Origin of the sequence: Mycobacterium sp. E3198, from assembly GCF_001667015.1 — a bacterium.
Classification (GTDB): Bacteria; Actinomycetota; Actinomycetes; order Mycobacteriales; family Mycobacteriaceae; genus Mycobacterium.
In genome coordinates, this window is the sequence record NZ_LZIS01000237.1 from 1 (window position 1) to 21,988 (window position 21,988).

Sequence of the window (21,988 nt, forward strand, 5' to 3'; positions counted from 1 at the left end):
CCCCGCCCAACGACTCGCCAAACTCCTCAAGCAAGCAGCCTGACCAGATGTTGCACTAACCGATTGACAATGCCCCGCGTGTCGTGTGCGCAGGTTATGTGTCGCGGCGTGTCACCTAACGCGAAATCCCCCCGTTCCACAGGAACGGGGGGATTTCGGCGTTGTCCGACTTAGAACGCGGCCTCGTCGAGCTCCATGATGTCGTTGTCCAGCGTCTCGATGACCTCGCGGGTGCCGGCCAGCAGCGGGAGGAAGTTCTTCGCGAAGAACGACGCCACCGCGACCTTGCCCTCGTAGAAGGACCGCTCGGAGCCGCTGGCGCCGGCGTCCAGCGCCGCCACGGCCACCGCGGCCTGACGCTGCAGCAACCAGCCGATGACCAGGTCGCCGACGCTCATCAGGAAGCGCACGGAACCCAGGCCCACCTTGTACAGGCTGGTGACGTCCTCCTGGGCGGCCATCAAATAGCCGGTCAGGGTCGCCGCCATGGCCTGGACGTCGGCCAGCGCCTTGCCCAGCTGCTCACGCTCGGTCTTCAGCCGGCCGTTGCCGGCCTCACTGTCGACGAACTTCTGGATCTGCTCGGACACGTGGGCCAGCGCCACACCCTTGTCGCGGACGATCTTGCGGAAGAAGAAGTCCTGCGCCTGGATGGCCGTGGTGCCCTCGTAGAGCGAGTCGATCTTCGAGTCCCGGATGTACTGCTCGATCGGGTAGTCCTGCAGGAAGCCGGACCCACCGAGCGTCTGGAGGCTCTCGGTCAGCTTCGCGTAGGCCTGCTCGGAGCCCACGCCCTTGACCACCGGCAGCATCAGGTCGTTGACCTTGACCGCCAGCTCGGCGTCCACCCCGTGCAGAGCCTCCGCCACGGCCGCGTCCTGGTAGGTCGCGGTGAAGAGGTAGAGCGCGCGCAGACCCTCGGCGTAGGCCTTCTGGGTCATCAGCGACCGGCGCACGTCGGGGTGGTGCGTGATGGTCACCCGCGGGGCGGTCTTGTCGGTCATCTGGGTCATGTCGGCGCCCTGCACGCGCTCCTTGGCGTACTCGAGCGCGTTCAGGTAACCCGTCGACAGCGTGGCGATCGCCTTGGTGCCCACCATCATGCGGGCCATCTCGATGACGTCGAACATCTGCGCGATGCCGTTGTGCACCTCGCCGACCAGCCAACCCTTGGCGGGCACGCCGTGCTGGCCGAGCGACAGCTCGCAGGTCGCGGAGACCTTGAGGCCCATCTTGTGCTCGACGTTGGTGACGAAGACGCCGTTGCGCTCGCCCGGCTCACCGGTCTCGAAGTCGAACAGGAACTTGGGCACGATGAACAGCGAAAGCCCCTTGGTGCCGGGGCCGGCGCCCTCGGGGCGGGCCAGCACCAGGTGGACGATGTTCTCGAACAGGTCGCCGGAGTCGGCCGAGGTGATGAACCGCTTCACGCCCTCGATGTGCCAGGAGCCGTCCTCCTGCTGGACGGCCTTGGTCCGCCCGGCACCCACGTCCGAACCGGCGTCCGGCTCGGTGAGCACCATGGTCGCGCCCCATCCGCGCTCGGCGCACAGCACGGCCCACTTCTTCTGCTCCTCGGTGCCGAGGTGGTAGATGACGTTGGCGAAGCCGGCGCCCCCGGCGTACATCCACACGGCGGGGTTGGCGCCCAGGATGTGCTCGTGCAGCGCCCACACCAGCGCCTTGGGCATCGGCATGCCGCCCAGCGCCTCCTCGATGCCGGCCTTGTCCCAGCCTGCTTCGTGCACCGCCTGCACCGACTTCTTGAACCCCTCGGGCAGCGTCACCGAGTGGGTCTCCGGGTCGAAGACCGGCGGGTTGCGGTCGCCCTCGACGAACGACTCCGCGACCGGCCCCTCGGCCAACCGGCTGATCTCGGTCAGCATCTCTTGGGCTGTGTCGACGTCCAGGTCGCTGTACTCGCCCTGGCCTAAAGCTTGGTCAACGCCGAAGACCTCGAACAGGTTGAATACCTGGTCACGGACGTTGCTCTTGTAGTGGCTCACTACGTTCCTCCTCGTTGAGAATGCCACTTGTGGTTGGGTACTAGGTCTAAGTTACCCACCAGTAACTGCCCTAAAATATATCCGTTATTTGCGTCAGCGCAAGCGAGTGTGAGCTACATTGCAGCAGCTAACTAACCAACCGGTTGGGCAGGCGCTCATCGCCCCGTTGACCTGCGGAGACAATGGCACGTTACGGACGTGAGTCGTGTCACTGCGTCGCCCGTGGTGGATCTGGGTGAAGGCGCCACGCGGCTGCGGGAGGGCCGTCGCGAGGCCGCTCACGAGGTCGGATTCCGCTACCTGAGCGGCCACGGCGTGCCCGACGCGCTCGCGCGCCGCGCGGCACGACCCGGTCGATCCCATCTTCTCGGTCTACGGCCGGCACACGGCTACTCGGCAGGTAGGGTCGACACCGAGAATTCCGTTCTCGGCTCGAGGAGCAATGAAGTCCGGTGAATTCGAACAGCAATCTGACGCCGTCGTCGCTGCGTGAAGCCTTCGGCCACTTCCCCACCGGGGTGGTCGCCATCGCCGCCCACGTCGATGGAGTGCGTGAAGGCCTGGCGGCCAGCACCTTTGTCCCCGTCTCGCTGGAACCGCCATTGGTGTCGTTCTGCGTGCAGAACACGTCGACGACGTGGCCCAAGCTCAAGGGCGTGCCGATGCTGGGCATCAGCGTGCTGGGCGAGGCCCACGACGTGGCCGTGCGCACGCTGGCCGCCAAGACCGGCGACAGGTTCGCCGGCCTGGAGACGGTCGCCAGCGATACCGGTGCGGTCTTCATCAAGGGCACCGCGCTTTGGCTGGAGAGCGCGATCGAGCAACTCATCCCGGCCGGGGATCACACCATCGTGGTGCTGCGCGTCAGCCAGGTCACGGTGGATGCCGAGGTGGCGCCGATCGTCTTTCACCGCAGCGAACTGCGCCGCCTCGGTGTCTAGTGTGCGGACGCCACTCGATCCTGCGCTCAGCGCGTGTTATGCCGCCGATCCGACGCGCTGGACGCAGTCTCGGCGCAGGGGCCCCTGCGCCCTAGGGGCGGTGGCCGAGTTCTTCCCGGTAGCTGTCGATGCGCCGCTCGATTTCGGCCGCATCTTCGTGCCGGCCCTCTCTGTGCGCGAGTTCGGCGCGGACCGACAGCTCCCGGATCGCGGTGCGGATCTCGTTGATGCTGGTGGTTCCTCGCATGGATTTCGGGTACCCATGCGGGCCCGGCCTTAACGGCGGAACAGCTTGTTACCCAGCCACACCACGGGGTCGTATTTGCGATCCGCGACGCGCTCTTTCATCGGGATCAGCGCGTTGTCGGTGATCTTGATGTTTTCCGGGCACACCTCGGTGCAGCACTTGGTGATGTTGCAGTAGCCCAGGCCGTGCTCCTCCTGCGCCTGGTTGCGCCGGTCCAACGTGTCCAGCGGGTGCATTTCCAGCTCGGCGATGCGCATCAAAAAGCGCGGCCCGGCGAACGCCTTCTTGTTCTCCTCGTGGTCGCGCACCACGTGACAGACGTTCTGGCACAGGAAGCACTCGATGCACTTGCGGAACTCCTGCGAGCGCTGCACATCGGCCTGTGCCATCCGGTATTCGCCCGGCTGCAGGTCCTTGGGCGGCGCGAAAGACGGTATCTCGCGGGCCTTTTCGTAGTTGAACGACACGTCGGTGACCAGGTCGCGGATCACCGGGAACGTGCGCAGCGGCGTGACGGTCACCACCTCGTCCTCGGCGAACGTCGACATCCGGGTCATGCACATCAACCGGGGGTAGCCGTTGATCTCCGCCGAACACGATCCGCACTTGCCGGCCTTGCAGTTCCACCGCACCGCGAGGTCGGGGGTCTGGGTCTGCTGCAGCCGGTGGATGATGTCGAGCACCACCTCGCCCTCGTTGACCTCGACCGTGAAGTCCTGCAGCGCGCCGCTGGCGTCGTCGCCGCGCCACACCCGCATGGTGGCGTTGTAGCTCATTAGCCTCTCCGTCCTGGGTGGTCGGCCAGCTCTTCGTCGGTGTAGTACTTCTCCAGCTCGGAGATCTCGAAGAGCTCCAGCAGATCCGACCGCATCGGCGTCTGGTCTTCACGCGTGATGGTGATGTCGGGGATCACGTCGTCGCCGCCGCCCGCCCGGCACACCAGCAGCACCTTGCGCCACGACGAATCCATCGACGGGTGATCGTCGCGAGTGTGCCCGCCGCGGCTTTCGGTGCGCTCCAGCGCGGCCTTGGCCACGCACTCGCTGACCAGCAGCATGTTCCGCAGGTCGATGGCCAGGTTCCAGCCGGGGTTGTACTGGCGACCGCCCTCCACATGGATGTTCTTGAACCGCTCGCGCAGTTTGTCGAGCCGGCCGAGGGCCTCGGAGATCTCCTCGGACTTGCGGATGATCCCCACCAGATCGTTCATCGACTGCTGCAGTTCCAGCTGCAGGGTGTAGGGGTTCTCGCCGGCGCCGTTGGCGGGTCCCTCGAAGGGGGCCAGCGCCCGCCGGGCCGCCGCGTCGACGGCGTCCTGGGCGATGGCGGGGCGGCTGCTCAGCGCGCGCACGTAGTCGGCGGCGCCCAGGCCGGCGCGCCGGCCGAACACCAGCAGATCGGACAGCGAGTTGCCGCCCAACCGGTTGGAGCCGTGCATGCCGCCGGAGCACTCACCCGCGGCGAACAGCCCGGGCACCGTGGCCGCCCCGGTGTCGGCGTCGACCTCGACGCCACCCATCACGTAGTGGCAGGTGGGCCCGACTTCCATTGGCTCCTTGGTGATGTCGACCCCGGCCAGCTCCTTGAACTGGTGGTACATCGACGGCAGGCGGCGCTTGATCTCCTCGGGCGTCAGCCGGGAGGCGATGTCGAGGTACACCCCGCCGTGCGGGCTGCCCCGGCCGGCCTTGACCTCCGAGTTGATCGCGCGGGCGACCTCGTCGCGCGGCAGCAGGTCCGGGGTGCGGCGGGCCGAGTCGTTGTCCTTGAGCCACTGGTCGGCCTCTTGCTCGCTCTCCGCGTACTGGCCTTTGAACACCGGCGGGATGTAGTCGAACATGAACCGCTTGGTGTCGGAGTTCTTCAGCACGCCGCCGTCGCCACGGACGCCCTCGGTGACGAGGATCCCCTTCACGCTGGGCGGCCACACCATGCCCGTCGGGTGGAACTGGACGAACTCCATGTTGATCAGCGACGCGCCCGCCCGCAGGGCCAGCGCGTGCCCGTCGCCGGTGTACTCCCAGGAGTTCGACGTCACCTTGAACGACTTGCCGATGCCGCCGGTGGCCAGCACCACCGCGGGGGCCTCGAACAGGACGAAGTTGCCGCTTTCGCGCCAGTAGCCGAAGGCCCCGGCGATCGCGTCGCCGTCCTTGAGCAGTTCGGTGATCGTGCATTCGGCGAAGACCCGGATCCGCGCCTCGTAGTCGCCGAGCTCGGCGAAGTCCTCCTGCTGCAGCGAGACGATCTTCTGCTGCATGGTGCGGATCAGCTCCAGGCCGGTGCGGTCGCCGACGTGCGCCAGCCGCGGGTAGGTGTGCCCGCCGAAGTTGCGCTGGCTGATCTTGCCGTCCTTGAGGCGGTCGAACAGCGCGCCGTAGGTCTCCAGCTCCCAGACCCGGTCGGGCGCCTCCTTGGCGTGCAGCTCGGCCATCCGCCAGTTGTTGAGAAACTTCCCGCCCCGCATGGTGTCGCCGAAGTGCGTCTTCCAGTTGTCTTTCGGGTTGGTGTTTCCCATCGACGCGGCGCAGCCGCCCTCGGCCATGACCGTGTGGGCCTTGCCGAACAGGGACTTGCACACCACCGCGACCTTGAGGCCGCGTTCGCGCGCCTCGATGACCGCGCGGAGCCCCGCGCCGCCGGCACCGATGACGACGACGTCGTAGGAGTGCCGTTCGACCTCAACCATGAAACCCTCGCTAAGTTCCGATTTCTTGTTCAAATGGCTTGTCAGCCAACAAATCTCAGGTCAGGAATCGTGCCGCTGGCCACCAGCGCGATGTAGAAATCGGTGAGCATCAGCGTGCCCAGCGTGATCCAGGCGTACATCTTGTGCCGGGTGTTGATGCGGCTGACCTGCGTCCAAATCCAATACCGCACAGGGTGCTTGGAGAAGTGCTTGAGCCGCCCACCGGTGACGTGTCGGCAGGAATGGCAGGACAGCGTGTAGATCCACAGCATCACGACGTTGCCGACCAGGATCACGTTGCCCAGCCCGAAGCCGAATCCACCCGGCCCGCTGTCGGAGTGGAACGCGACGATCGCGTCGTAGCTGTTGACCAACGAGATGAGGACGGCGATGTAAAAGAAGTACCGGTGGGTGTTCTGAACGATCAGCGGGAACCGGGTCTCGCCGGTGTAGTGCGCGCGGGGCTCGGCCACCGCGCAGGCGGTCGGCGACTGCCACACCGTGCGGTAGTAGGCGCCCCGGTAGTAGTAGCAGGTGAGCCGGAACAGCAACAGGAAAGGTAGCGAGAGCGCCGCATAGGGCAACCACCAGACGTCCGGCAGGAATTGCGGCCAGATGTCACCGGCCTCCCCGCAGGCCTTGCTGACGCACGGCGAGTAGAACGGCGTCAGGTAGTGGTACTTCGGAACGAAGAAGTAATTCTGCTGGAACGCACGCGCCGTCGCATAGATGACGAACGCGGCGAAACCCAGGTCGATCCGCAGCGGCGACATCCACCACCGGTCGGTGCGTAGGGTCCGTTGCGGGATGTTGGCGCGCGTCGGTGAAAAGACACCTGACGCAGGACGGTTCGCCGTGGGTGCGCTCATCTAGTGTTCCTCTTCGAACGGGCTGTTGGTCGAAGGGTACACAGAGAGCACCCCCTGGATTGCGGGGGGCTTGGGTTGTCAGGACCTGCTGTGACCCCCGACACCCTCGTCGTCGACATCGCGCCAAAAATCGCTGTCGTATTGGGTGTCGGGAATGACGATTTTCTCGCCCGACTGCTGCACGGTGGCGCGGGCCAGATCCAATTCGGAGACGTCGGAATCGAGCAATTCGACGTCGGAAAGGATCCGGTCGGCGTCGATGACGATGCGACGCATGGCCGGGCTGTCGCCGTACCGCGCCCGCAGGGCGTTCACGCACCGCCGCAAGCCGCCGATGAGATCGTGCAGTTCGGCGAGTTCGGCAGTGCCAGTAGGGCTCGTCAACGGATCTCCTCGGGATTTCCCCGCGCTAGACGGTGTCACGGATCACAGTACGCCCTCGATAGTAGCCACCCAGGCGGCTTAAGGTCGGACACCATGACGGGGCAAACCACCGCCGCGCGCGCGTCGGCGCTGCTGAAGCTGCACCAGCCGGGCAACCCGGTGATCCTGCCGACGGTGTGGGACGCGTGGTCGGCCCGCCTCGCGGCCGACGCGGGGTTCGCCGCCCTGACCGTCGGCAGCCATCCGCTTGCGGATTCGATCGGCAAACCGGACGGCGAGGGGATGTCGTTCGACGACGTGCTCACCCGCGTGGCGCAGATCACCGCCGCCGTCGAGGTCCCGGTGTCGGTGGACATCGAATCCGGGTACGGGCAGCCGCCGGCGCGCCTGATCGAGGGCCTGCTGGGCGTCGGCGCGGTCGGCCTGAACATCGAGGACACCGTGCATGCCGAGGGCAAGCGGCTGCGGTCGGCCGTCGAGCACGCCGAACTGGTCGGCGCGCTGCGGTCGGCCGCCGACGCGGCGGGGGTGCATGTCGTGATCAACGCGCGGACCGACCTTTTCCTGCGCAAGGACGGCGACTCTTCGGACCGCGTCGAGCGGGCGGTGGCGCGCCTGACCGAGGCCGCCGGCGCGGGCGCCGACGTCCTGTACCCGGTGGGCCGACACGACCCGGACACGTTGCGGCGCTTGGCCGCCGAGTTGCCGCTGCCGATCAACGCGATCGCGCTGCCCGACCAGGACGACCCGGCATCGTTCGGTCCGCTGGGCGTCGCCCGGATCAGCTTCGGCCCCTTCCTGCAGGCCGCGCTTGCCGGGCGCGCCAAGGAGTTGCTGGCCCGCTGGGGCTAGATCGGCTCCAGCATCCGGTGCGGGCGCCGGAGCGCCCGGCTGACGGGATCGTCCCGACCCGGAGTGTGCGGTTTCGGCGGCGGGTGGGCGACGAGGTCGGCGACGTCGGGAACCCGCGCGCACCGGTGGCACACGCGGTCCGCCCCGATCGCGCCCCCGCAGCCCGCGTGTCGGTAAGTCCTCCTGTTGGGCTTGTCGACGTAGTTGTCGTTGCCCCAGGTGATCATCGACCAGATCAGCGGCCACAGCTGCTTGCCCTTGGCGGTCACCCGGTATTCGCCGGAATCTTTGGTCAGCACGCCCTCTTCGACCAGGAAGCCGAGCCGGTCGGACAGCACCGCCTTCGGGATGCCGAGATGGCGCTGCAAGTCGCTGAAGCGCCGCGCCCCGTAGAAGGCGTCGCGCAGGATGAGCAGTGTCCACCGCTCGCCGACGATCTCCAGGGACCGCGCGATGGGGCAGCTCTCGGCTGGATATTCGCGGGGGAGGGCCACGGCGTCGATGCTACGCCTTGTGGGTTCATTCACCGAACCGTATAGTCACGGATGCATAGTTCGTTCACCGAACCAAGTGGGGTGGCAATCGCCATGACGATCAGCATCCAACCGGCCGAATTCACCGAGGCGGCGCACGCGATGAACCGTATCGACGTGGCCACCGGGGTGGAATTCGACGAATTCCGAACCGCTTTCGAGAAGGCCGCGCCGCCGTTCGACCGGGATTCGGTGCAGGAGATCGTCGCGCGCGGGGGCGGCTGGGACGACGTCCTTGCGGCGGCGGCGCTCAACGCCCCGCACGGCCTGATGGTCTACGCCACCATCGACGCCCTGCCCCTGTTGGGCCTCGCCGGCCACACGACCAAAGCGGTGGAGTACCTGCTCGGCAACCACACGATCGCCGAGACCATGTTCCGCCACGACCCCAGGGCGCTGTTGTACGCGCCCCTGCGGGTGCTCGTCTACGCCGACGCCGACGGCAACGCGGTGTTCTCGATGGACCAGCCCAGCGCGGCGTTCGGCAGCCTGGGCATCGCCGCGGTGACACGGGTGGGTGAGGAGCTCGATCGCAAGGTGGCAAACCTGTTGCGGGTCATCGGAATCGACGCGGACGCGGCGTTCGGGCGCTAGACGCGACGAATCCGGCGGGGTGGAATGCCTCGCCGGATTCGTTGCGATCGACCGCGACTACTTCGTGATCGCGATGCGCTGCGCCTGGGCCCCGGCCGGCTTTCCAAAGGCCCCGGTCACACGGACCGTCAACACGCCGGCGTCGTAGGAAGCCGCGATGGCCTCGCTGGTGACGTGCGCGGGCAGCTGGAACGACCGGCGGAACGAGCCGTAACGAATCTCCCGCAGGGTCCGGCCGTTCTCCTCCTCCGCGTGCTCGTCGCGGTGTTCGCCGTGGATCACCAGGCGGCCCTTGTCCACCTCGACGTTGACATCCTTCTCTACGTCCACGCCGGGCAGTTCGAGGCGGACGACGGCGTCATCGCCGTCCCTGACGATCTCGGCGGCGGGGGTAAATCCGCTGGTGACCGGCTTGAACCAGTCCGTCGTCGCCGCGGGGCCGAAAAAGTCGCGCAGCCACCGGTCGGTGTCCCAGGCCGGTCGCGACCACAATGCGAGGTTGCTCATGGGGGTTTCTCCTCTTGCTTCCTTGATCTTCCTTGTGAGTTTGCTGTGACCGGCGCGCTGCCGGACGGCTATTTGTAGAAACCTGAGTCGACCCGGCTAAAGTTCCACTCGGGCGTTCGCCGGCAGCGAACACCTTCACAGCGGTCGTTGTGAGGTGTGAGGGCGCCGTCATGTGGGCGTCACATTCCGCGATTTTTCCTTAATTTGGGGCCCCTACCCTCGTGGCATGGCCCAATCCGAAACCGCGCGCGAGCAGTGTGCCGCGCGTCACGTCATTGTGGTCGGGCACGGCATGGTTGGGCACCGACTGGTCGAGGCGCTCCGTGCCCGTGACACCGAGGGGTATTGGCGTATCACGGTTTTGGCGGAGGAGGCCGACGCGGCCTATGACCGCGTTGGCCTGACCTCCTACACCGAAAGCTGGGATCGGGCGCTGCTGGCGCTACCCGGCAACGACTACGCCGGTGACGAGCGGGTCCGGCTGCTGCTGAACGCGCGCGTCACCGAAATCGACCGGGCGACAAAGTCGGTGGTGACCGCCGACGGCCAGCGGCACAGCTACGACGCGCTGGTGCTGGCCACCGGGTCCTACGCGTTCGTCCCGCCCGTGCCCGGCCATGACCTTCCCCTCTGTCACGTCTACCGCACGCTCGACGACCTCGACGCCATCCGCGCCGACGCCCGCCGCACCCTGCAGGCCGGCCGCACTTCGGGGGTGGTCATCGGCGGCGGGCTGCTGGGGCTCGAAGCCGCTAATGCGCTGCGCCAGTTCGGGTTGCAGACCCACGTCGTCGAGATGATGCCGCGGCTGATGGCCCAGCAGATCGACGAGGCCGGCGGCGCCCTGTTGGCCAGGATGATCACCGAGCTCGGCATCGAGGTGCACGTCGGTACGGGCACCGAAGCGATCGAACCCGTCGATTACGCGGACGGCTCGTCGTCCGTGCGGGTGCGCCTGACCGACGGGGAAGTCCTCGACGCCGGCGTGGTGATCTTCGCGGCCGGGGTCCGGCCGCGGGACGAGCTGGCGGCCGCTGCGGGGCTGACGCGCGCCGAGCGGGGCGGCGTGCTCACCGACTTGTCCTGCCAGAGCAGCGATCCCGACATCTACGCGATCGGGGAGGTCGCCGCGATCGAGGGGCGCTGCTACGGCCTGGTCGGGCCGGGCTATACCTCCGCCGAGGTGGTGGCCGACCGGCTGCTGGACGGCGCCGCGGAATTCCCGGAAGCCGACCTGTCGACGAAGCTCAAGCTGCTGGGCGTCGACGTCGCCAGCTTCGGCGACGCGATGGGCGCGACCGAGAACTGCCTCGAGGTCGCCGTCAACGACGCGGTGAACCGGACGTACGCCAAGCTGGTGCTGTCCGACGACGCCAAAACCCTGCTCGGCGGGGTGCTGGTGGGCGACGCCTCTTCGTACGGGGTGCTGCGGCCCATGGTCGGCAGCGAGTTGCCGGGGGATCCGCTCGCGTTGATCGCGCCGGTTTCCTCAGACGGCGGGGCGGCGTTGGGCGTTGGGGCGCTGCCGGATTCGGCCCAGATCTGCTCGTGCAACAACGTCACCAAGGGCGACCTGAAGGGCGCGATCGCCGGCGGCTGCGCCGACGTTCCCGCGCTCAAGTCGTGCACGGCGGCGGGCACGTCGTGTGGGTCGTGCGTGCCGTTGCTCAAGCAGCTGCTGGAAGCCGAGGGCGTGGAGCAGTCCAAGGCGCTGTGCGAACACTTCAGCCAGTCGCGGGCCGAGTTGTTCGAGATCATCTCCGCCACCGAAATCCGGACGTTCTCGGGGCTGCTGGAGCGCTTCGGCAGCGGAAGGGGTTGCGACATCTGCAAACCCGTGGTCGCCTCCATCCTCGCGTCCACCGGTTCCGACCACATCCTCGACGGCGAGCAGGCCTCGCTGCAGGATTCCAACGACCACTTCCTGGCCAACATCCAAAAGAACGGCAGCTACTCGGTGGTCCCGCGGGTCCCCGGCGGCGACATCAAGCCGGAGCACCTGATCCTGATCGGCCAGATCGCGCAGGACTTCGGTCTCTACACCAAGATCACCGGCGGCCAGCGCATCGATCTGTTCGGCGCCCGCGTGGACCAGCTGCCGCAGATCTGGCAGCGGCTGGTCGACGGCGGCATGGAATCCGGCCACGCCTACGGCAAGGCGCTCCGCACGGTGAAGAGTTGCGTGGGCAGCGACTGGTGCCGCTACGGCCAACAGGATTCGGTGCAGCTGGCCATCGACCTGGAGCTGCGCTACCGCGGCCTGCGCGCCCCGCACAAGATCAAGCTCGGTGTTTCGGGTTGCGCGCGGGAGTGCGCTGAGGCGCGCAGCAAGGACGTGGGCGTGATCGCCACGGAAAAGGGCTGGAACCTCTACGTCGGCGGCAACGGCGGCATGACGCCCCGGCACGCTCAGCTGCTGGCCAGCGACCTGGACACCGAGACGCTGGTCCGCTACGTCGACCGGTTCCTGATGTACTACATCCGGACCGCCGACCGGCTGCAGCGCACCGCGCCGTGGGTCGAGTCGCTGGACGGCGGCCTGGATCACGTGCGCGAGGTCGTGTGCGACGACTCGCTCGGCCTGGCAGGCGAATTCGAGGCCGCGATGGAGCGGCATGTGCAGAACTACAAGTGCGAATGGAAGGGCGTGCTGGAGGATCCGGACAAGCTGTCGCGGTTCGTCTCCTTCGTCAACGCCCCGGACGCCGTCGACTCGACGGTGACCTTCACCGAGCGTGCCGGACGCAAAGTACCCGTGCCCATCGGCATGCCGCGGGTCCGTGTGGGAGAGGAATCATGACAGTTCTCAACGACATTCAGGTATGGACGACCGCCTGCGCCTACGACCGGCTGATTCCGGGTCGCGGCGTCGGAGTGCTGCTCGACGACGGCACGCAGGCGGCGCTGTTCCGGCTCGACGACGGGTCGGTGCATGCGGTCAGCAACATCGATCCCTTTTCCGGGGCGGCGGTAATGTCCCGCGGGATCGTCGGCGACCGCGGGGGTCGCGTCACCGTCCAATCCCCTTTGCTGAAGCAGGCTTTCGCGCTCGACGACGGTTCCTGCCTGGACGACCCGCGGGTCTCGGTGCCGGTGTATCGGGTGCGGGTGACCCCCGAGGGCGAAGTCCAGATCGCCGCCTGAGGGCTCAGCGGGAGATGTCGCCGACCAGGTAGCGCTGCATCGTCGGACCGATCGCGTCGACCAGCGTGTCGACGGACATCGAATGCAGCGGCTCGGAGCGGATGCCGTAGCGCATGATGCCGAGGCCGACCAGTTGGGAGGCGCACAACGACGCCCGCACGGCGGCCTTGTCGGCGCCCAGCATCTTCAGGATCGGGCCGAAAACCGGGCCGATGAACATCGCCTCGACGATTTCGGCGGTCTTGGCCATGCCGGTGGACGCGACCGCGCTGGCCGCGAAGGGGCCGCCACCGGCCGCGTCCCAGGTGGTGATCAGCATCTGCAACGTGCGGCGGCCCACCTGGTTGACCCCGCCGGTCACGATTCGATCGATGAACTCCGGTGTGCCGAAGGGCAACCGCAACATCTTCGCCACCGGGTCAAGGAGCCCGCGCGAGGGCTCTTCGCGGCGAGGCATGAAGCCAGAATCGCCGGTATGCGATCAAAGATCAAGCGCCGCGCGCCCGGGCGTGCCGCACCCGGTGGGGTTCTTGCGCCATCAGAAGGCTGACCGGGCTGGGCCGGCGCGACGCGTGCCGCGCCGTGACGGGGACCAGTCCGGGCACCGCCCGGCGGAATCGGTTCGCGACGAGCCGGGCCAGCCCGGGGTGGGCGCCCAGCGGTTGGCTCACCACGTCGGCGCCGCTGGCCAGCAGGCGTTGCTGAAACAGGCCGTCGGCCAGGAGGTACGAGGCAACCACCACGCGCCGCGCGCCGCCGCGCCGCGCGGCGGCCACCGCGTCGTCCACGGACGGATCGCCGGTGGCCGCGAATCCCAGCCGCACCCGCGTCCCGACCAGCGCCGACAACGTGGTCGCGGTGACGTGCAAATCGGCGCGCGCCCGCGGATCCGTGGTGCCGGCCGCCGCGAGGATCACCGAATCGCCCAGCCGCCAGCCGGATTTCGCCAACTGGTCAACGACTATCCGCGCGATCTCGCCGCTCGGCCCCAGCGCGGGCGCGAGGGTGACGTGCGGGTGGCCGCTCGCCGCAACATGGGCGGGCAGGTCGGTACGCACGTGATAGCCCCGCGACAAGAACGCCGGCACCACCACCGCGGGGCGACCGCCGGCCGCGGCCTGCGACAGCACCTCGCTGGGGCTGGGACCCAACACGTCGACGTACGCCACCTGCACCCGGCGGTCGAGCAGCGCGCTCACCCGCGCCGCAAGATCGCCGATCATCGCGACACCGCCGGGCCGGCGGGTGCCATGCGCGGCGAGGATCAGGTCCACGGGCCGTCCTTCGGATCGTCGACGGCGAGCCGGTAGCCGCGCTTGACCACCGTTGCGACCATGTTCTTGTCGCCCAACGCAGTCCGCAGCCGAAGCACGGCCGTGTCGACCGCGTGCGGATCGTTGCTGTTGCCCGGCAGCACCCGCAACAGATCGATGCGCGCGACGACGTCGCCCGGTCGTTGCGCCAGCGCGCGCAGCACCGACATCCCCGACGGCGACAGCTGCTTGATCGCACCGTCCACCAGCACGCAGGTGCCGCGGATGTCGAGCGTGTGGCCGGCCACCCTGACGGTGCACGATCCGAGCAGCGGCAACTCCTCGGCGATATGCCGGGCCAAGGCCCCCAACCTCATTCGCTCGGGCGCCGACGTCGGCACGCCTTTGCGGATCAGCGGTTTGGACGTCACCGGGCCGACGCACATCGCGTGCACATCGCTGCGCAGGGCCCCCAGTACCTCGTCCTCGATGCTGAGTTCGCGGCTGCGTTCCAGCACCGCGGCGGCCGCGGGCGCCGACGTGAAGGTGACCGCATCGAACTGCCGGCGCCCGATCCCGGTGACCAGCTGGTCGAAGTCACCGCCCAACGGCGTTGGCTTCCATCGGTAGACCCGGATCGGGATCACTTCGGCTCCCGCGTAGCGCAGCCCGCCGAGGAATTCGGGGAACGGGTCCCAGGCGTCGGCGGCGCCGTGCAGCTGAATAGCGACGCGCAGCCCGGATACTCCCGACTCGAGCAGATACTCGAGCACCTCCTGTGAGGATTCGGACTCAGGGGACCATTCCTCGTGCAGGCCGGCGGCACGCACAGCTCCGGTCCCCTTCGGCCCGCGCGAGACGATCCGCGCCGACGACAACGACGCGACGAGCTGGCTCGCCAGGCCCCACCCCTCCGCCGCCGCGAGCCAGCCGCGAAATCCGATGCCGGTGTGCACGACCAGGATGTCGGGCGGGTCCGCGATCAAAGCCTCTGTGTGACGGTGCAATTCGTCGTCGTCGGGTAGCGCGATCATGTTGATCGCCGGGGCGCTGCACACTTCGGCGCCCTGCCGGCTCAACAGCGCGCACAATTCCTCGGCGCGGCGCGCGGACGTGACCGCAACCCGGTAGCCGGTGAGCGGCGCGGATTTTGGGTGGGTCATATGTCCTGTGTATGCCTGCGACGTTTCCGGCGCGTTACCACGCAATTGCTGACGCATTGCTCCTGTTGCGACCGCGCTCACACCCGCGCGAACTCCGTGTTGGCCTCCGAGCCGGCCGCCTGCCGGCCGGCCGACGTGGGCCGGCGCACGTACCGCCCCCACGTCAAAACCGCTGCGGCGACGTAGAAAAACAGGAACAGCCAAAACGCCAGCGTGTCGGTGCCGGTGCTCAGGTAGGACTGCCGCAGCGCGAGATTGATCCCCACGCCGCCGAGCGCGCCGAACGCGGCAACGAAACCGATCACCGCGCCCGAGGTGGCTTGCGACCAACGGCGTCGGTCGGTGGCGCTGAGGCCGAGCCGGTGGCTGCGCGCCTCGAAGACCGACGGGATCATCTTGTAGACCGAGCCGTTGCCCAATCCCGCCAGGATGAACAGGGCCATGAACCCGCACACGTAGCCGACCATGGTGGCGGCGGTGGTGAGGCCGGGCGTGCGGTCGTCGTGAGTGCTGAGGGCGACCAGGAAAGCGGTGACAACCCCCATGGCCGCCAGGACCGCCAGGGTGACGCGGCTGCCGCCGATCCGGTCGGCGAGCCTGCCGCCGTAGATTCGCGCCACCGAGCCCAGCGCCGGGCCGATGAAGGCGAATTCGGCGGCGTGCAGCGCGGCGGCGGCGTGGCTTTGCCCGGTGCCCACGAAGTTGATCTGCAAAACCTGGCCGAACGCGAACGAGAACCCGATCCAGGAGCCGAACGTGCCCAGGTAAAGCATCGCGAGGACCCAGGTGTCACGTTCGGACAGGATCGAGCGCAGGTGGCTGACGTCGTAGGTGGCGTGCTCCAGGTTGTCCATGTAACGCGTCGCTCCAAAGGCGACGGCGGTCAGCAGGAGCAGGTAGAGCCCGCACACCCAGTACGGCTGCCGGTGGCCGGCGATGGCGATGACGAACAGCCCCACCAGCTGGATCATCGGCACCCCCAGATTGCCCGCCCCGGCGTTGAACCCGAGCGCAAAGCCCTTGCGCCGATGCGGATAGAAGAAGTTGGTGTTGGTCATCGACGCCGCGTAATTGGCCCCGCCCAGTCCGGTCAGCGCCGCGCACACCAGGTACGGCCACAGCGGCAGGCCGGGGTTGGCCAGCAGCCAGATCGTGCCGGCGGTGGGCACCAGCAACATGACGATGGAGAAGACGGTCCAGTTGCGGCCCCCGAAGGTGGCGATACCCAGTGAGTAGGGGATCCGCAGGCATGCCGCCACGAACGTGGCGGTGGCGCCGAGCAGGAACTTGTCGGCGGCCGAAAAGCCGTACACGTTCTGCGGCATGAACAGCGCCATCACCGGCCACAGGGTCCATACGCCGAAGGCGATGTGGTCGCAGGCGATGATCCAGAGCAAATTGCGGCGGGCGACCTTGTTGTTGCCGGCTTCCCAGGCCGCCGCGTCTTCCGGATCCCAGTTCGTGATGCGGTGGCTGCGGCCCATGCGGTGTGCACCTTTCCCTCGACGGGTTTTCTCAGCACGGCGCCGCGGCGCGGTGCCTCTGGTGGCGACGACGATGTCGCCGGGATATGGCGTACGCTTATGCCGGCGAAATCGCCTGGGCCCCTTGGCGTGACGTATCGAGTCACAACGCGGGCGTGCCTAACAGAAACCCCATGTGGGCGCCTCGAACGAACAGACTTGCCCCGCCGTATCTTTCGATGCTCACATTTAGACCGGAAGTACGTCAACTCAATTCGGCCGATATCGCCTGTAAGTTGAATCCCAGTTATCTGGTAAGTAGCTGAGGGTCAATTGCCACGCTAATCACGGTCCGCGTCAAGTGATTTCGCGCGCCATTCCATTCCAGTGTGAGCTGGAATACTTTTCGTTAAAAACGGCGCCTGGCTACCAGACGTCGCCGGCGCGCCAGTCACACGCCAGGGCCGCGGCGGTGTCCAGCCCGATGCCGACGGGCAGGACGTACACGCCGCCGTCGTCGTGGGGTGTGCGGACGGGGCCGGTGGGGGCCAGCACCGACGTCGGCCCGCGCCAGGGCAGCCAGCCGCGCGCCGTGTACACCCCGCGGGCCGCATCGGAGGAACTGGCCGCACCCACTTGGTACGCGCCGCGGATCACCTGCTCGACGCCATCGAGCAGGGCGTGCACCAGGCCCTGCCCCCGGCAGTCCTCCCGCACCGCGACCCCTTCGACGTAACCGCACCGCAGCGCGTCGTCGCCGTAGAGCAATCGCCGCTGGACCACGGCGGCGTGCGCGATGATCGCGCCGTGCTGCCAGATCAGGGCGTGCATGCCACCCAGCGTGTGCTCCCAGTCGTCGGCGGTGAAATCTCCGGCGAACGCGGCGGTGACCATCTCGCGGACGCGTTGTCGGCTTTCGCCGTCCAGATCGGAGGTGTGGACCAGGCGTGCGGTGTGGACCTGGGCTTGCACACTCCTTGTCTACCAGCCCGTCCACCCGTCCGCGCTAGGAGAACGGCCACCCCGCGGCGCTCGACGCCGGGCGTCCCGCGGACCGGGGTCGCGCCCAGTGCAGCCGCACGTACTGGCCGGGGCGCACCTGGGCGACCTTGTCGATGTCCTCGTCGGCGACCACGCCAACCACCGGATAGCCACCGGTCACCGGGTGGTCGGGTCCCAGGATCACCGGTAGACCGTTGGGCGGCACCTGGATCGCGCCGCGGGTCGTTCCCTCGCTGGGCAGTTGGCGGTCGGGGTAACGGTGCTGCAGCGGGCGGCCCTCCAACCGCATCCCCACCCGGTCGCTGCGGTCGGAGGCCATCCAAATCGTGTGCACGAGCGCGTCGGGATCGGTCAGCCAGTCGTCGCGCGGTCCCGGCACCGCCCGCAGCTCCACCAGATGCTCGGCGATACCGGCCACCGGGGCCTGATCGAGTTCGGGGTAGTCGTCGGTGTGCGCGCCGATCGCCAGCCGGTCGCCCGCGCGCAGCGGCGGCGGGCCGATCGCCGACATCACGTCGTAGCTGCGCGATCCCAGCACCGGCTCCGCGCAGATGCCGCCGCGCACCGCCAGGTACGTCCGCAGGCCGGCGCGCGGGGTGCCCAGGGTGATCACCTGCCCGTCGCGGACATGGTGAATGCTGTTGGTGCCGAACTCGATTCCGTCCACGGTGGGGTCCGTGTCGGCGCCCGTCACCGCGATGTCGACGCCGCCGCCGCGGACCCGGGCGGACAAGCCGCCGAACGTCACCTCGACCGTCGCGCGGTCGTCGGGGTTGGCGACCAGCCGGTTGGCCAGCCGGTGGGCGCTGCGGTCGGCGGCCCCCGACCGGCTGACGCCGAGATGGGCCAGCCCCGGACGGCCGAGGTCCTCGACGACGGCGAACGGGCCGGTGCGCAGGATTTCCAGGGTCACCATGGCTGCCTCCTCAGACCGCCCGGAACCGCACCCACATGCCCTGCGTCAGCAACGCCGGGCGGGGTCGATCGAGATCCCAGAGGACGGCGTCGGTGCGCCCGATGAGTTGCCAGCCGCCGGGCGACTGACGCGGGTATACCGCGCTGAATTCTCCGGCCAGGGCGACGGAGCCGGCCGGCACCGAGGTCCGTGGCTCCGCGCGGCGCGGCACCCGCAGCCGCGCGTCGCCGTCGACCAGATACGCGAAACCCGGTGCGAATCCACTGAATCCGACCCGCCACAGGGTGGCCGTGTGGGCGTCGATCACCTGTGCGGCGGTCAGCCCGGTGAGCTCGGCGACCTCGGCGAGGTCCGGACCGTCGTAGACGACGTCGATCACCACGTCGGCGTCGCGGCCCGGCGCGGCGTCGGCGGGCGCGGTGACCCGCATCCTGCGCAGCCGCTGCCGGGTTACCCCCTGCAAGCGGCTGTCGTCGAGCTTGACCAGCACGGTGCGCGCGGCGGGGACGATGTCGAGCACGCCGGGCAGTGCCGCCGCGCGCAGGGCGTCCACCCACGCCAATACCTCGGCGGTGCTGCCACATTGGAGCATCAGCGCGTGGTCGCCGTAGTCGTAGACGGTGTTGCCGACCAGGTCGGTCGACAGCTCCTTGGGCACACCGCCGCTCATGTCCGTCACGCTCATTACTCGACGGTAACTCCGCGATCGGGGCAGGCGGGAGGGGATGCGGACGGATTTTCGAGCACTGCCAGAGGTGCCTTAGCAAACGCTCAAACAGGCCGGGTCAACCGAGGATCTTGCCGAGCTGCGGCGGCAGTTGATCGGCGACGACCGGGTAGCTCAGCGGCGACGCGAACGCGATCGCGCCGGCCTGTTCCTTGGTGGTGAAGATGTGGCGGTTCTGGGCGGTCGCGAGCGTGCCCGCCACCTCCGGGTCGGCCAGAAGCGCCTTTTGCTCGTCGGGACTTTCGGTCGTCCAGATCACCACGTCGGCGGAGTCGAGCACCGTTTTGATCTGGTCGCGCGGGATGACGGCGCGGTGATCGCTGCCGAAGGGCTTGACGGCGTCGGAGATGACCAGGCCCATCTGGTTGAGGAAGTCGGTGCGCCAGCCGGCCAGGGTTGCGACCACCGTGCCCTGAAAGAACGTGCCCTGCATCAGCAACGCCTTCTTGCCCTTCCACTGCGGGTTCTTCTGGGCGACATCGGCGAACTGCTTGTCGACCGAGTCGATCAGTGACTTCATCTGGCCGGGTTGAAACACCGCCTGGCCGACGGCGCCCGCCTGCTCCTTCCAGGGCTCGAAGAAGGCGTCGCCGTCGGCTTGCGCGATGGTCGGGGCGATCGCCGACAGCTTTTGGTAGGTGTCGGCGTCCAGCCCGGCGTTGATGGCCACGATCAGGTCGGGTTTGAGCCCGCCAATCTGGTCGACCGGGATCCCGTTGTCCAGGTTCAGCACCACCGGCTGGGCCCCGCCGAGCTTGGGCTGGGCCCACGGCCACACCCCGAACGGCTGGTCGCCGAACCAGTTCGTCACCGCGATCGGCACCACGCCCACCGCCAGCAGGTCGTCCTGCTCGGTGTAGCCGGCGCTGACGACGCGCTTGGGCGGCTCCTTGATGACGGTCTGGCCGAACAGGTGGGTGATCGTCACCGACCCGCCGGGCGCGGCGCCCGGTGGCTGTTTGCGCGGCGAGCACGCGCCGGCGGCCGCGGCCACCCCCATGGCCCCCGCGAGCTGCAAGAATCCCCGTCGATTCCAACCGCCCATCGCGTGAGATTATCGCGTTGCGGGCCCGGGCCCGCCGAGCGGCATGCCGGCGTCCAGAAAGTCCAGGGCCCGGTAGATCGTCTCGGCCGTTTTCGGCGCGCTGTCGTAGGCCGCCATCATCGCGCCCACCATCGCGCCGACGAACACGCGGACCTCGAAATCGTCTGCGGGACGGCCGATTCGGTCGCCGATGGCCTCGGCCATGACGGTGACGGTGCGGCGGTACTCGTCGTAGAGCGCGGCCTTGAGTTCGGGTATCGAGAAGATCAGCCGCTGCCTGGTGTTCTCGAACTCCGACTGCTCGTCGGTCAAGCCCGCCATCGTCGACTCGTAGGCCCGGCGGATGGCCTGGCTCGGCGACAGTTCGGGCGGCTGGGCCCGGAAGGCGGCCAGGATCAGCGGGTCCAGGTCGTCGGCCAGCAGCAGCGACTCCTTGGACGGGAAGTACCGGAAGAACGTGCTCGGCGACACCTCGGCGGCATCGGCGATCTGCTCGACGGTCGTCGCGGCGTAGCCCTGGGCGTCGAACAGGCGAAACGCCTCACGCCGGATGGCCTGCCGGGTCTTGATCTTCTTGCGTTCCCGCAGTCCCAGGGGCTGGTCGGTCGCCTGCATGGGATCGATTCTCGCGCATCCGGTCGGCAAAAAGTTCTGACAGCGCGCCATCGGCCGCTGCGAGATCCACGTATCTCCGACGTAACTGCGCACGGCACGACCGGTAACAGTCCGTCCCTAGCGTCGGGGTCGTGACCATCACCACTCCCGAAACCGGCACCGGACTCCTGGCCCCCGCGCCGTCGCGCGGGCGGCACCACGGGCGGCACTGGATCGACGACTGGCGGCCCGAGGACCCCGCTTTCTGGCGAGCGACCGGCAAGCCGATCGCGCGCCGCAACCTGATCTTCTCCATCTTCGCCGAGCACATCGGGTTCAGCGTGTGGATGCTGTGGAGCATCGTGGTCGTCCAGATGATGGCCGGCCCGCACGGGCACCCCGCCGCGTCCGGCTGGGCGCTGACCGCCAGCCAGGCGCTGTGCCTGGTCGCCGTCCCCAGCGGCGTCGGCGCCTTCCTGAGGCTGCCGTACACGTTCGCCGTCCCCATCTTCGGCGGCCGCAACTGGACGATCGTGTCAGCGTCGCTGTTGCTGATCCCGTGCCTGCTGCTGGCCTGGGCGGTCAGCCATCCCCACACCTCGTTCGCGGTGCTGGTCGCGGTCGCCGCGACGGCCGGCTTCGGTGGCGGCAACTTCGCGTCCTCGATGGCCAACATCTCGTTCTTCTATCCGGAGAAGGACAAGGGCTGGGCCCTGGGCCTCAACGCGGCCGGTGGCAACCTCGGCGTGGCCGTCGTGCAGAAGATCATCCCGCCCATCGTGATCGCCGGCGGCGGCGTGGCGCTGGCGCGCGCCGGGCTGTTCTACGTGCCGCTGGCGGTCGCCGCGGCGGTGTGCGCGTTTTTGTTCATGGACAACCTGTCCGAGGCGAAGGCCGACGTGAAGCCGATGAAGGAGCCGAACGTGCCGATGTACAGCAGCGACATGATCCAGGTGTCGGCATGCCGCAGCGACTGCAGCACCGGCTTCACGTCGGCCTTCGCCTCGGACAGGTTGTCCATGAACAAAAACGCGCACACCGCCGCGGCGACCGCCAGCG

The 21,988-nt window shown here is 68.2% G+C and carries 23 protein-coding genes; 6 read left to right on the forward strand and 17 right to left on the reverse strand.

Going from position 1 to position 21,988, the window contains the following annotated elements; translation table 11 throughout:
* Positions 1–170: 170 nt before the first annotated feature.
* Positions 171–2,006, reverse strand: coding sequence for an acyl-CoA dehydrogenase (locus tag A5673_RS24250; RefSeq protein ID WP_068238536.1), 1,836 nt, complete (start codon positions 2,004–2,006; stop codon positions 171–173).
* A gap of 452 nt (positions 2,007–2,458) precedes the next feature.
* On the opposite strand from A5673_RS24250, the gene A5673_RS24255 reads away from it, so the two are divergent.
* Positions 2,459–2,947 carry a flavin reductase family protein gene (locus A5673_RS24255; RefSeq protein ID WP_068238537.1) on the forward strand — a complete coding sequence of 163 codons (489 nt, stop codon included), beginning with the start codon at positions 2,459–2,461 and terminating at the stop codon, positions 2,945–2,947.
* Between the two features lie 91 nt (positions 2,948–3,038).
* Here the strand turns inward: A5673_RS24255 and A5673_RS29335 are convergent, their stop codons facing one another.
* The 5 genes from A5673_RS29335 to A5673_RS24275 form a co-directional block, all read right to left on the reverse strand.
* Complete coding sequence (locus tag A5673_RS29335) at positions 3,039–3,194, reverse strand: hypothetical protein (protein ID WP_156748580.1); 156 nt, start codon at positions 3,192–3,194, stop codon at positions 3,039–3,041.
* 29 nt (positions 3,195–3,223) lie between these two features.
* Positions 3,224–3,970 (reverse strand): succinate dehydrogenase/fumarate reductase iron-sulfur subunit, encoded by a 747-nt coding sequence (locus A5673_RS24260; RefSeq protein ID WP_068238539.1) that lies wholly within the window; start codon positions 3,968–3,970, stop codon positions 3,224–3,226.
* Positions 3,970–5,883, reverse strand: coding sequence for a fumarate reductase/succinate dehydrogenase flavoprotein subunit (locus A5673_RS24265; RefSeq protein ID WP_068238540.1), 1,914 nt, complete (start codon positions 5,881–5,883; stop codon positions 3,970–3,972). Before A5673_RS24265 ends, A5673_RS24260 begins: the two co-directional genes overlap by 1 nt.
* A gap of 41 nt (positions 5,884–5,924) precedes the next feature.
* Positions 5,925–6,752, reverse strand: a complete 828-nt coding sequence (locus A5673_RS24270) for a hypothetical protein (RefSeq protein ID WP_068238541.1) — start codon at positions 6,750–6,752, stop codon at positions 5,925–5,927.
* A 78-nt stretch (positions 6,753–6,830) separates the two neighbouring features.
* The gene (locus A5673_RS24275) at positions 6,831–7,136 is read right to left on the reverse strand and encodes a hypothetical protein (RefSeq protein WP_068238543.1); all 306 of its coding nucleotides are present in this window, start codon (positions 7,134–7,136) and stop codon (positions 6,831–6,833) included.
* A 93-nt stretch (positions 7,137–7,229) separates the two neighbouring features.
* Here A5673_RS24275 and A5673_RS24280 point away from each other — a divergent pair, with 93 nt between their 5' ends.
* The gene (locus tag A5673_RS24280) at positions 7,230–7,988 is read left to right on the forward strand and encodes an isocitrate lyase/phosphoenolpyruvate mutase family protein (RefSeq protein ID WP_068238545.1); all 759 of its coding nucleotides are present in this window, start codon (positions 7,230–7,232) and stop codon (positions 7,986–7,988) included.
* Here A5673_RS24280 and A5673_RS24285 read toward each other — a convergent pair.
* Entirely contained in the window at positions 7,985–8,482 is a 498-nt protein-coding gene (locus A5673_RS24285; protein WP_068238547.1) for a helix-turn-helix domain-containing protein, read from the reverse strand. The two genes, A5673_RS24280 and A5673_RS24285, sit on opposite strands and share 4 nt — an antisense overlap.
* 93 nt (positions 8,483–8,575) lie before the next feature.
* Here A5673_RS24285 and A5673_RS24290 point away from each other — a divergent pair, with 93 nt between their 5' ends.
* Positions 8,576–9,115: a DUF302 domain-containing protein gene (locus tag A5673_RS24290; protein WP_082958936.1), complete on the forward strand. Its 540-nt coding sequence runs from the start codon at positions 8,576–8,578 to the stop codon at positions 9,113–9,115.
* A 57-nt stretch (positions 9,116–9,172) separates the two neighbouring features.
* Here A5673_RS24290 and A5673_RS24295 read toward each other — a convergent pair whose 3' ends face one another.
* A complete protein-coding gene (locus A5673_RS24295; RefSeq protein WP_068238549.1) occupies positions 9,173–9,622 on the reverse strand; it encodes an Hsp20/alpha crystallin family protein in 450 nt (149 codons plus the stop codon).
* Between the two features lie 226 nt (positions 9,623–9,848).
* Between A5673_RS24295 and nirB the strand changes: the two genes are divergently transcribed.
* Positions 9,849–12,422, forward strand: coding sequence for a nitrite reductase large subunit NirB (gene nirB / locus A5673_RS24300; RefSeq protein ID WP_082958937.1), 2,574 nt, complete (start codon positions 9,849–9,851; stop codon positions 12,420–12,422).
* A complete protein-coding gene (gene nirD, locus A5673_RS24305; protein WP_068238551.1) occupies positions 12,419–12,766 on the forward strand; it encodes a nitrite reductase small subunit NirD in 348 nt (115 codons plus the stop codon). The genes nirB and nirD overlap by 4 nt, the downstream gene beginning before the upstream one ends.
* A 4-nt stretch (positions 12,767–12,770) precedes the next feature.
* Here nirD and A5673_RS24310 read toward each other — a convergent pair whose 3' ends face one another.
* The 9 genes from A5673_RS24310 to A5673_RS24350 form a co-directional block, all read right to left on the reverse strand.
* Positions 12,771–13,223, reverse strand: a complete 453-nt coding sequence (locus A5673_RS24310; protein WP_068238554.1) for a hypothetical protein — start codon at positions 13,221–13,223, stop codon at positions 12,771–12,773.
* A gap of 31 nt (positions 13,224–13,254) precedes the next feature.
* Entirely contained in the window at positions 13,255–14,040 is a 786-nt protein-coding gene (locus tag A5673_RS24315) for a sirohydrochlorin chelatase (protein ID WP_068238555.1), read from the reverse strand.
* Positions 14,031–15,182, reverse strand: a complete 1,152-nt coding sequence (locus tag A5673_RS24320; protein ID WP_068238557.1) for a uroporphyrinogen-III synthase — start codon at positions 15,180–15,182, stop codon at positions 14,031–14,033. The genes A5673_RS24315 and A5673_RS24320 overlap by 10 nt, the downstream gene beginning before the upstream one ends.
* Before the next feature lie 77 nt (positions 15,183–15,259).
* The gene (locus A5673_RS24325; protein ID WP_068238559.1) at positions 15,260–16,666 is read right to left on the reverse strand and encodes a NarK/NasA family nitrate transporter; all 1,407 of its coding nucleotides are present in this window, start codon (positions 16,664–16,666) and stop codon (positions 15,260–15,262) included.
* Between the two features lie 405 nt (positions 16,667–17,071).
* Positions 17,072–17,617: a GNAT family N-acetyltransferase gene (locus A5673_RS24330; protein ID WP_068238561.1), complete on the reverse strand. Its 546-nt coding sequence runs from the start codon at positions 17,615–17,617 to the stop codon at positions 17,072–17,074.
* A gap of 34 nt (positions 17,618–17,651) precedes the next feature.
* A complete protein-coding gene (locus A5673_RS24335; protein WP_068238562.1) occupies positions 17,652–18,563 on the reverse strand; it encodes a 5-oxoprolinase/urea amidolyase family protein in 912 nt (303 codons plus the stop codon).
* A 10-nt stretch (positions 18,564–18,573) separates the two neighbouring features.
* Positions 18,574–19,233, reverse strand: a complete 660-nt coding sequence (locus A5673_RS24340) for an allophanate hydrolase subunit 1 (protein ID WP_231971445.1) — start codon at positions 19,231–19,233, stop codon at positions 18,574–18,576.
* 115 nt (positions 19,234–19,348) lie between these two features.
* Positions 19,349–20,335 (reverse strand): ABC transporter substrate-binding protein, encoded by a 987-nt coding sequence (locus A5673_RS24345; RefSeq protein WP_082958938.1) that lies wholly within the window; start codon positions 20,333–20,335, stop codon positions 19,349–19,351.
* 9 nt (positions 20,336–20,344) lie between these two features.
* A complete protein-coding gene (locus A5673_RS24350) occupies positions 20,345–20,950 on the reverse strand; it encodes a TetR family transcriptional regulator (RefSeq protein WP_068238568.1) in 606 nt (201 codons plus the stop codon).
* Between the two features lie 167 nt (positions 20,951–21,117).
* Between A5673_RS24350 and A5673_RS24355 the strand changes: the two genes are divergently transcribed.
* Positions 21,118–21,988 (forward strand): MFS transporter (locus tag A5673_RS24355; protein ID WP_231971446.1); only part of this gene is annotated, 871 nt, incomplete at its 3' end.

Bases quoted from the DNA above. Each gene is read 5' to 3' on its own strand.
- A5673_RS29335 (WP_156748580.1), bottom strand. From the start codon at position 3,194: ATGCGAGGAACCACCAGCATCAACGAGATCCGCACCGCGATCCGGGAG.
- A5673_RS24260 (WP_068238539.1), bottom strand. From the start codon at position 3,970: ATGAGCTACAACGCCACCATGCGGGTGTGGCGCGGCGACGACGCCAGC.
- A5673_RS24265 (WP_068238540.1), bottom strand. From the start codon at position 5,883: ATGGTTGAGGTCGAACGGCACTCCTACGACGTCGTCGTCATCGGTGCC.
- A5673_RS24270 (WP_068238541.1), bottom strand. From the start codon at position 6,752: ATGAGCGCACCCACGGCGAACCGTCCTGCGTCAGGTGTCTTTTCACCG.
- A5673_RS24280 (WP_068238545.1), top strand. From the start codon at position 7,230: ATGACGGGGCAAACCACCGCCGCGCGCGCGTCGGCGCTGCTGAAGCTG.
- A5673_RS24290 (WP_082958936.1), top strand. From the start codon at position 8,576: ATGACGATCAGCATCCAACCGGCCGAATTCACCGAGGCGGCGCACGCG.
- A5673_RS24295 (WP_068238549.1), bottom strand. From the start codon at position 9,622: ATGAGCAACCTCGCATTGTGGTCGCGACCGGCCTGGGACACCGACCGG.
- nirB (WP_082958937.1), top strand. From the start codon at position 9,849: ATGGCCCAATCCGAAACCGCGCGCGAGCAGTGTGCCGCGCGTCACGTC.
- nirD (WP_068238551.1), top strand. From the start codon at position 12,419: ATGACAGTTCTCAACGACATTCAGGTATGGACGACCGCCTGCGCCTAC.
- A5673_RS24310 (WP_068238554.1), bottom strand. From the start codon at position 13,223: ATGCCTCGCCGCGAAGAGCCCTCGCGCGGGCTCCTTGACCCGGTGGCG.
- A5673_RS24320 (WP_068238557.1), bottom strand. From the start codon at position 15,182: ATGACCCACCCAAAATCCGCGCCGCTCACCGGCTACCGGGTTGCGGTC.
- A5673_RS24325 (WP_068238559.1), bottom strand. From the start codon at position 16,666: ATGGGCCGCAGCCACCGCATCACGAACTGGGATCCGGAAGACGCGGCG.
- A5673_RS24335 (WP_068238562.1), bottom strand. From the start codon at position 18,563: ATGGTGACCCTGGAAATCCTGCGCACCGGCCCGTTCGCCGTCGTCGAG.
- A5673_RS24340 (WP_231971445.1), bottom strand. From the start codon at position 19,233: ATGAGCGGCGGTGTGCCCAAGGAGCTGTCGACCGACCTGGTCGGCAAC.
- A5673_RS24345 (WP_082958938.1), bottom strand. From the start codon at position 20,335: ATGGGCGGTTGGAATCGACGGGGATTCTTGCAGCTCGCGGGGGCCATG.
- A5673_RS24350 (WP_068238568.1), bottom strand. From the start codon at position 20,950: ATGCAGGCGACCGACCAGCCCCTGGGACTGCGGGAACGCAAGAAGATC.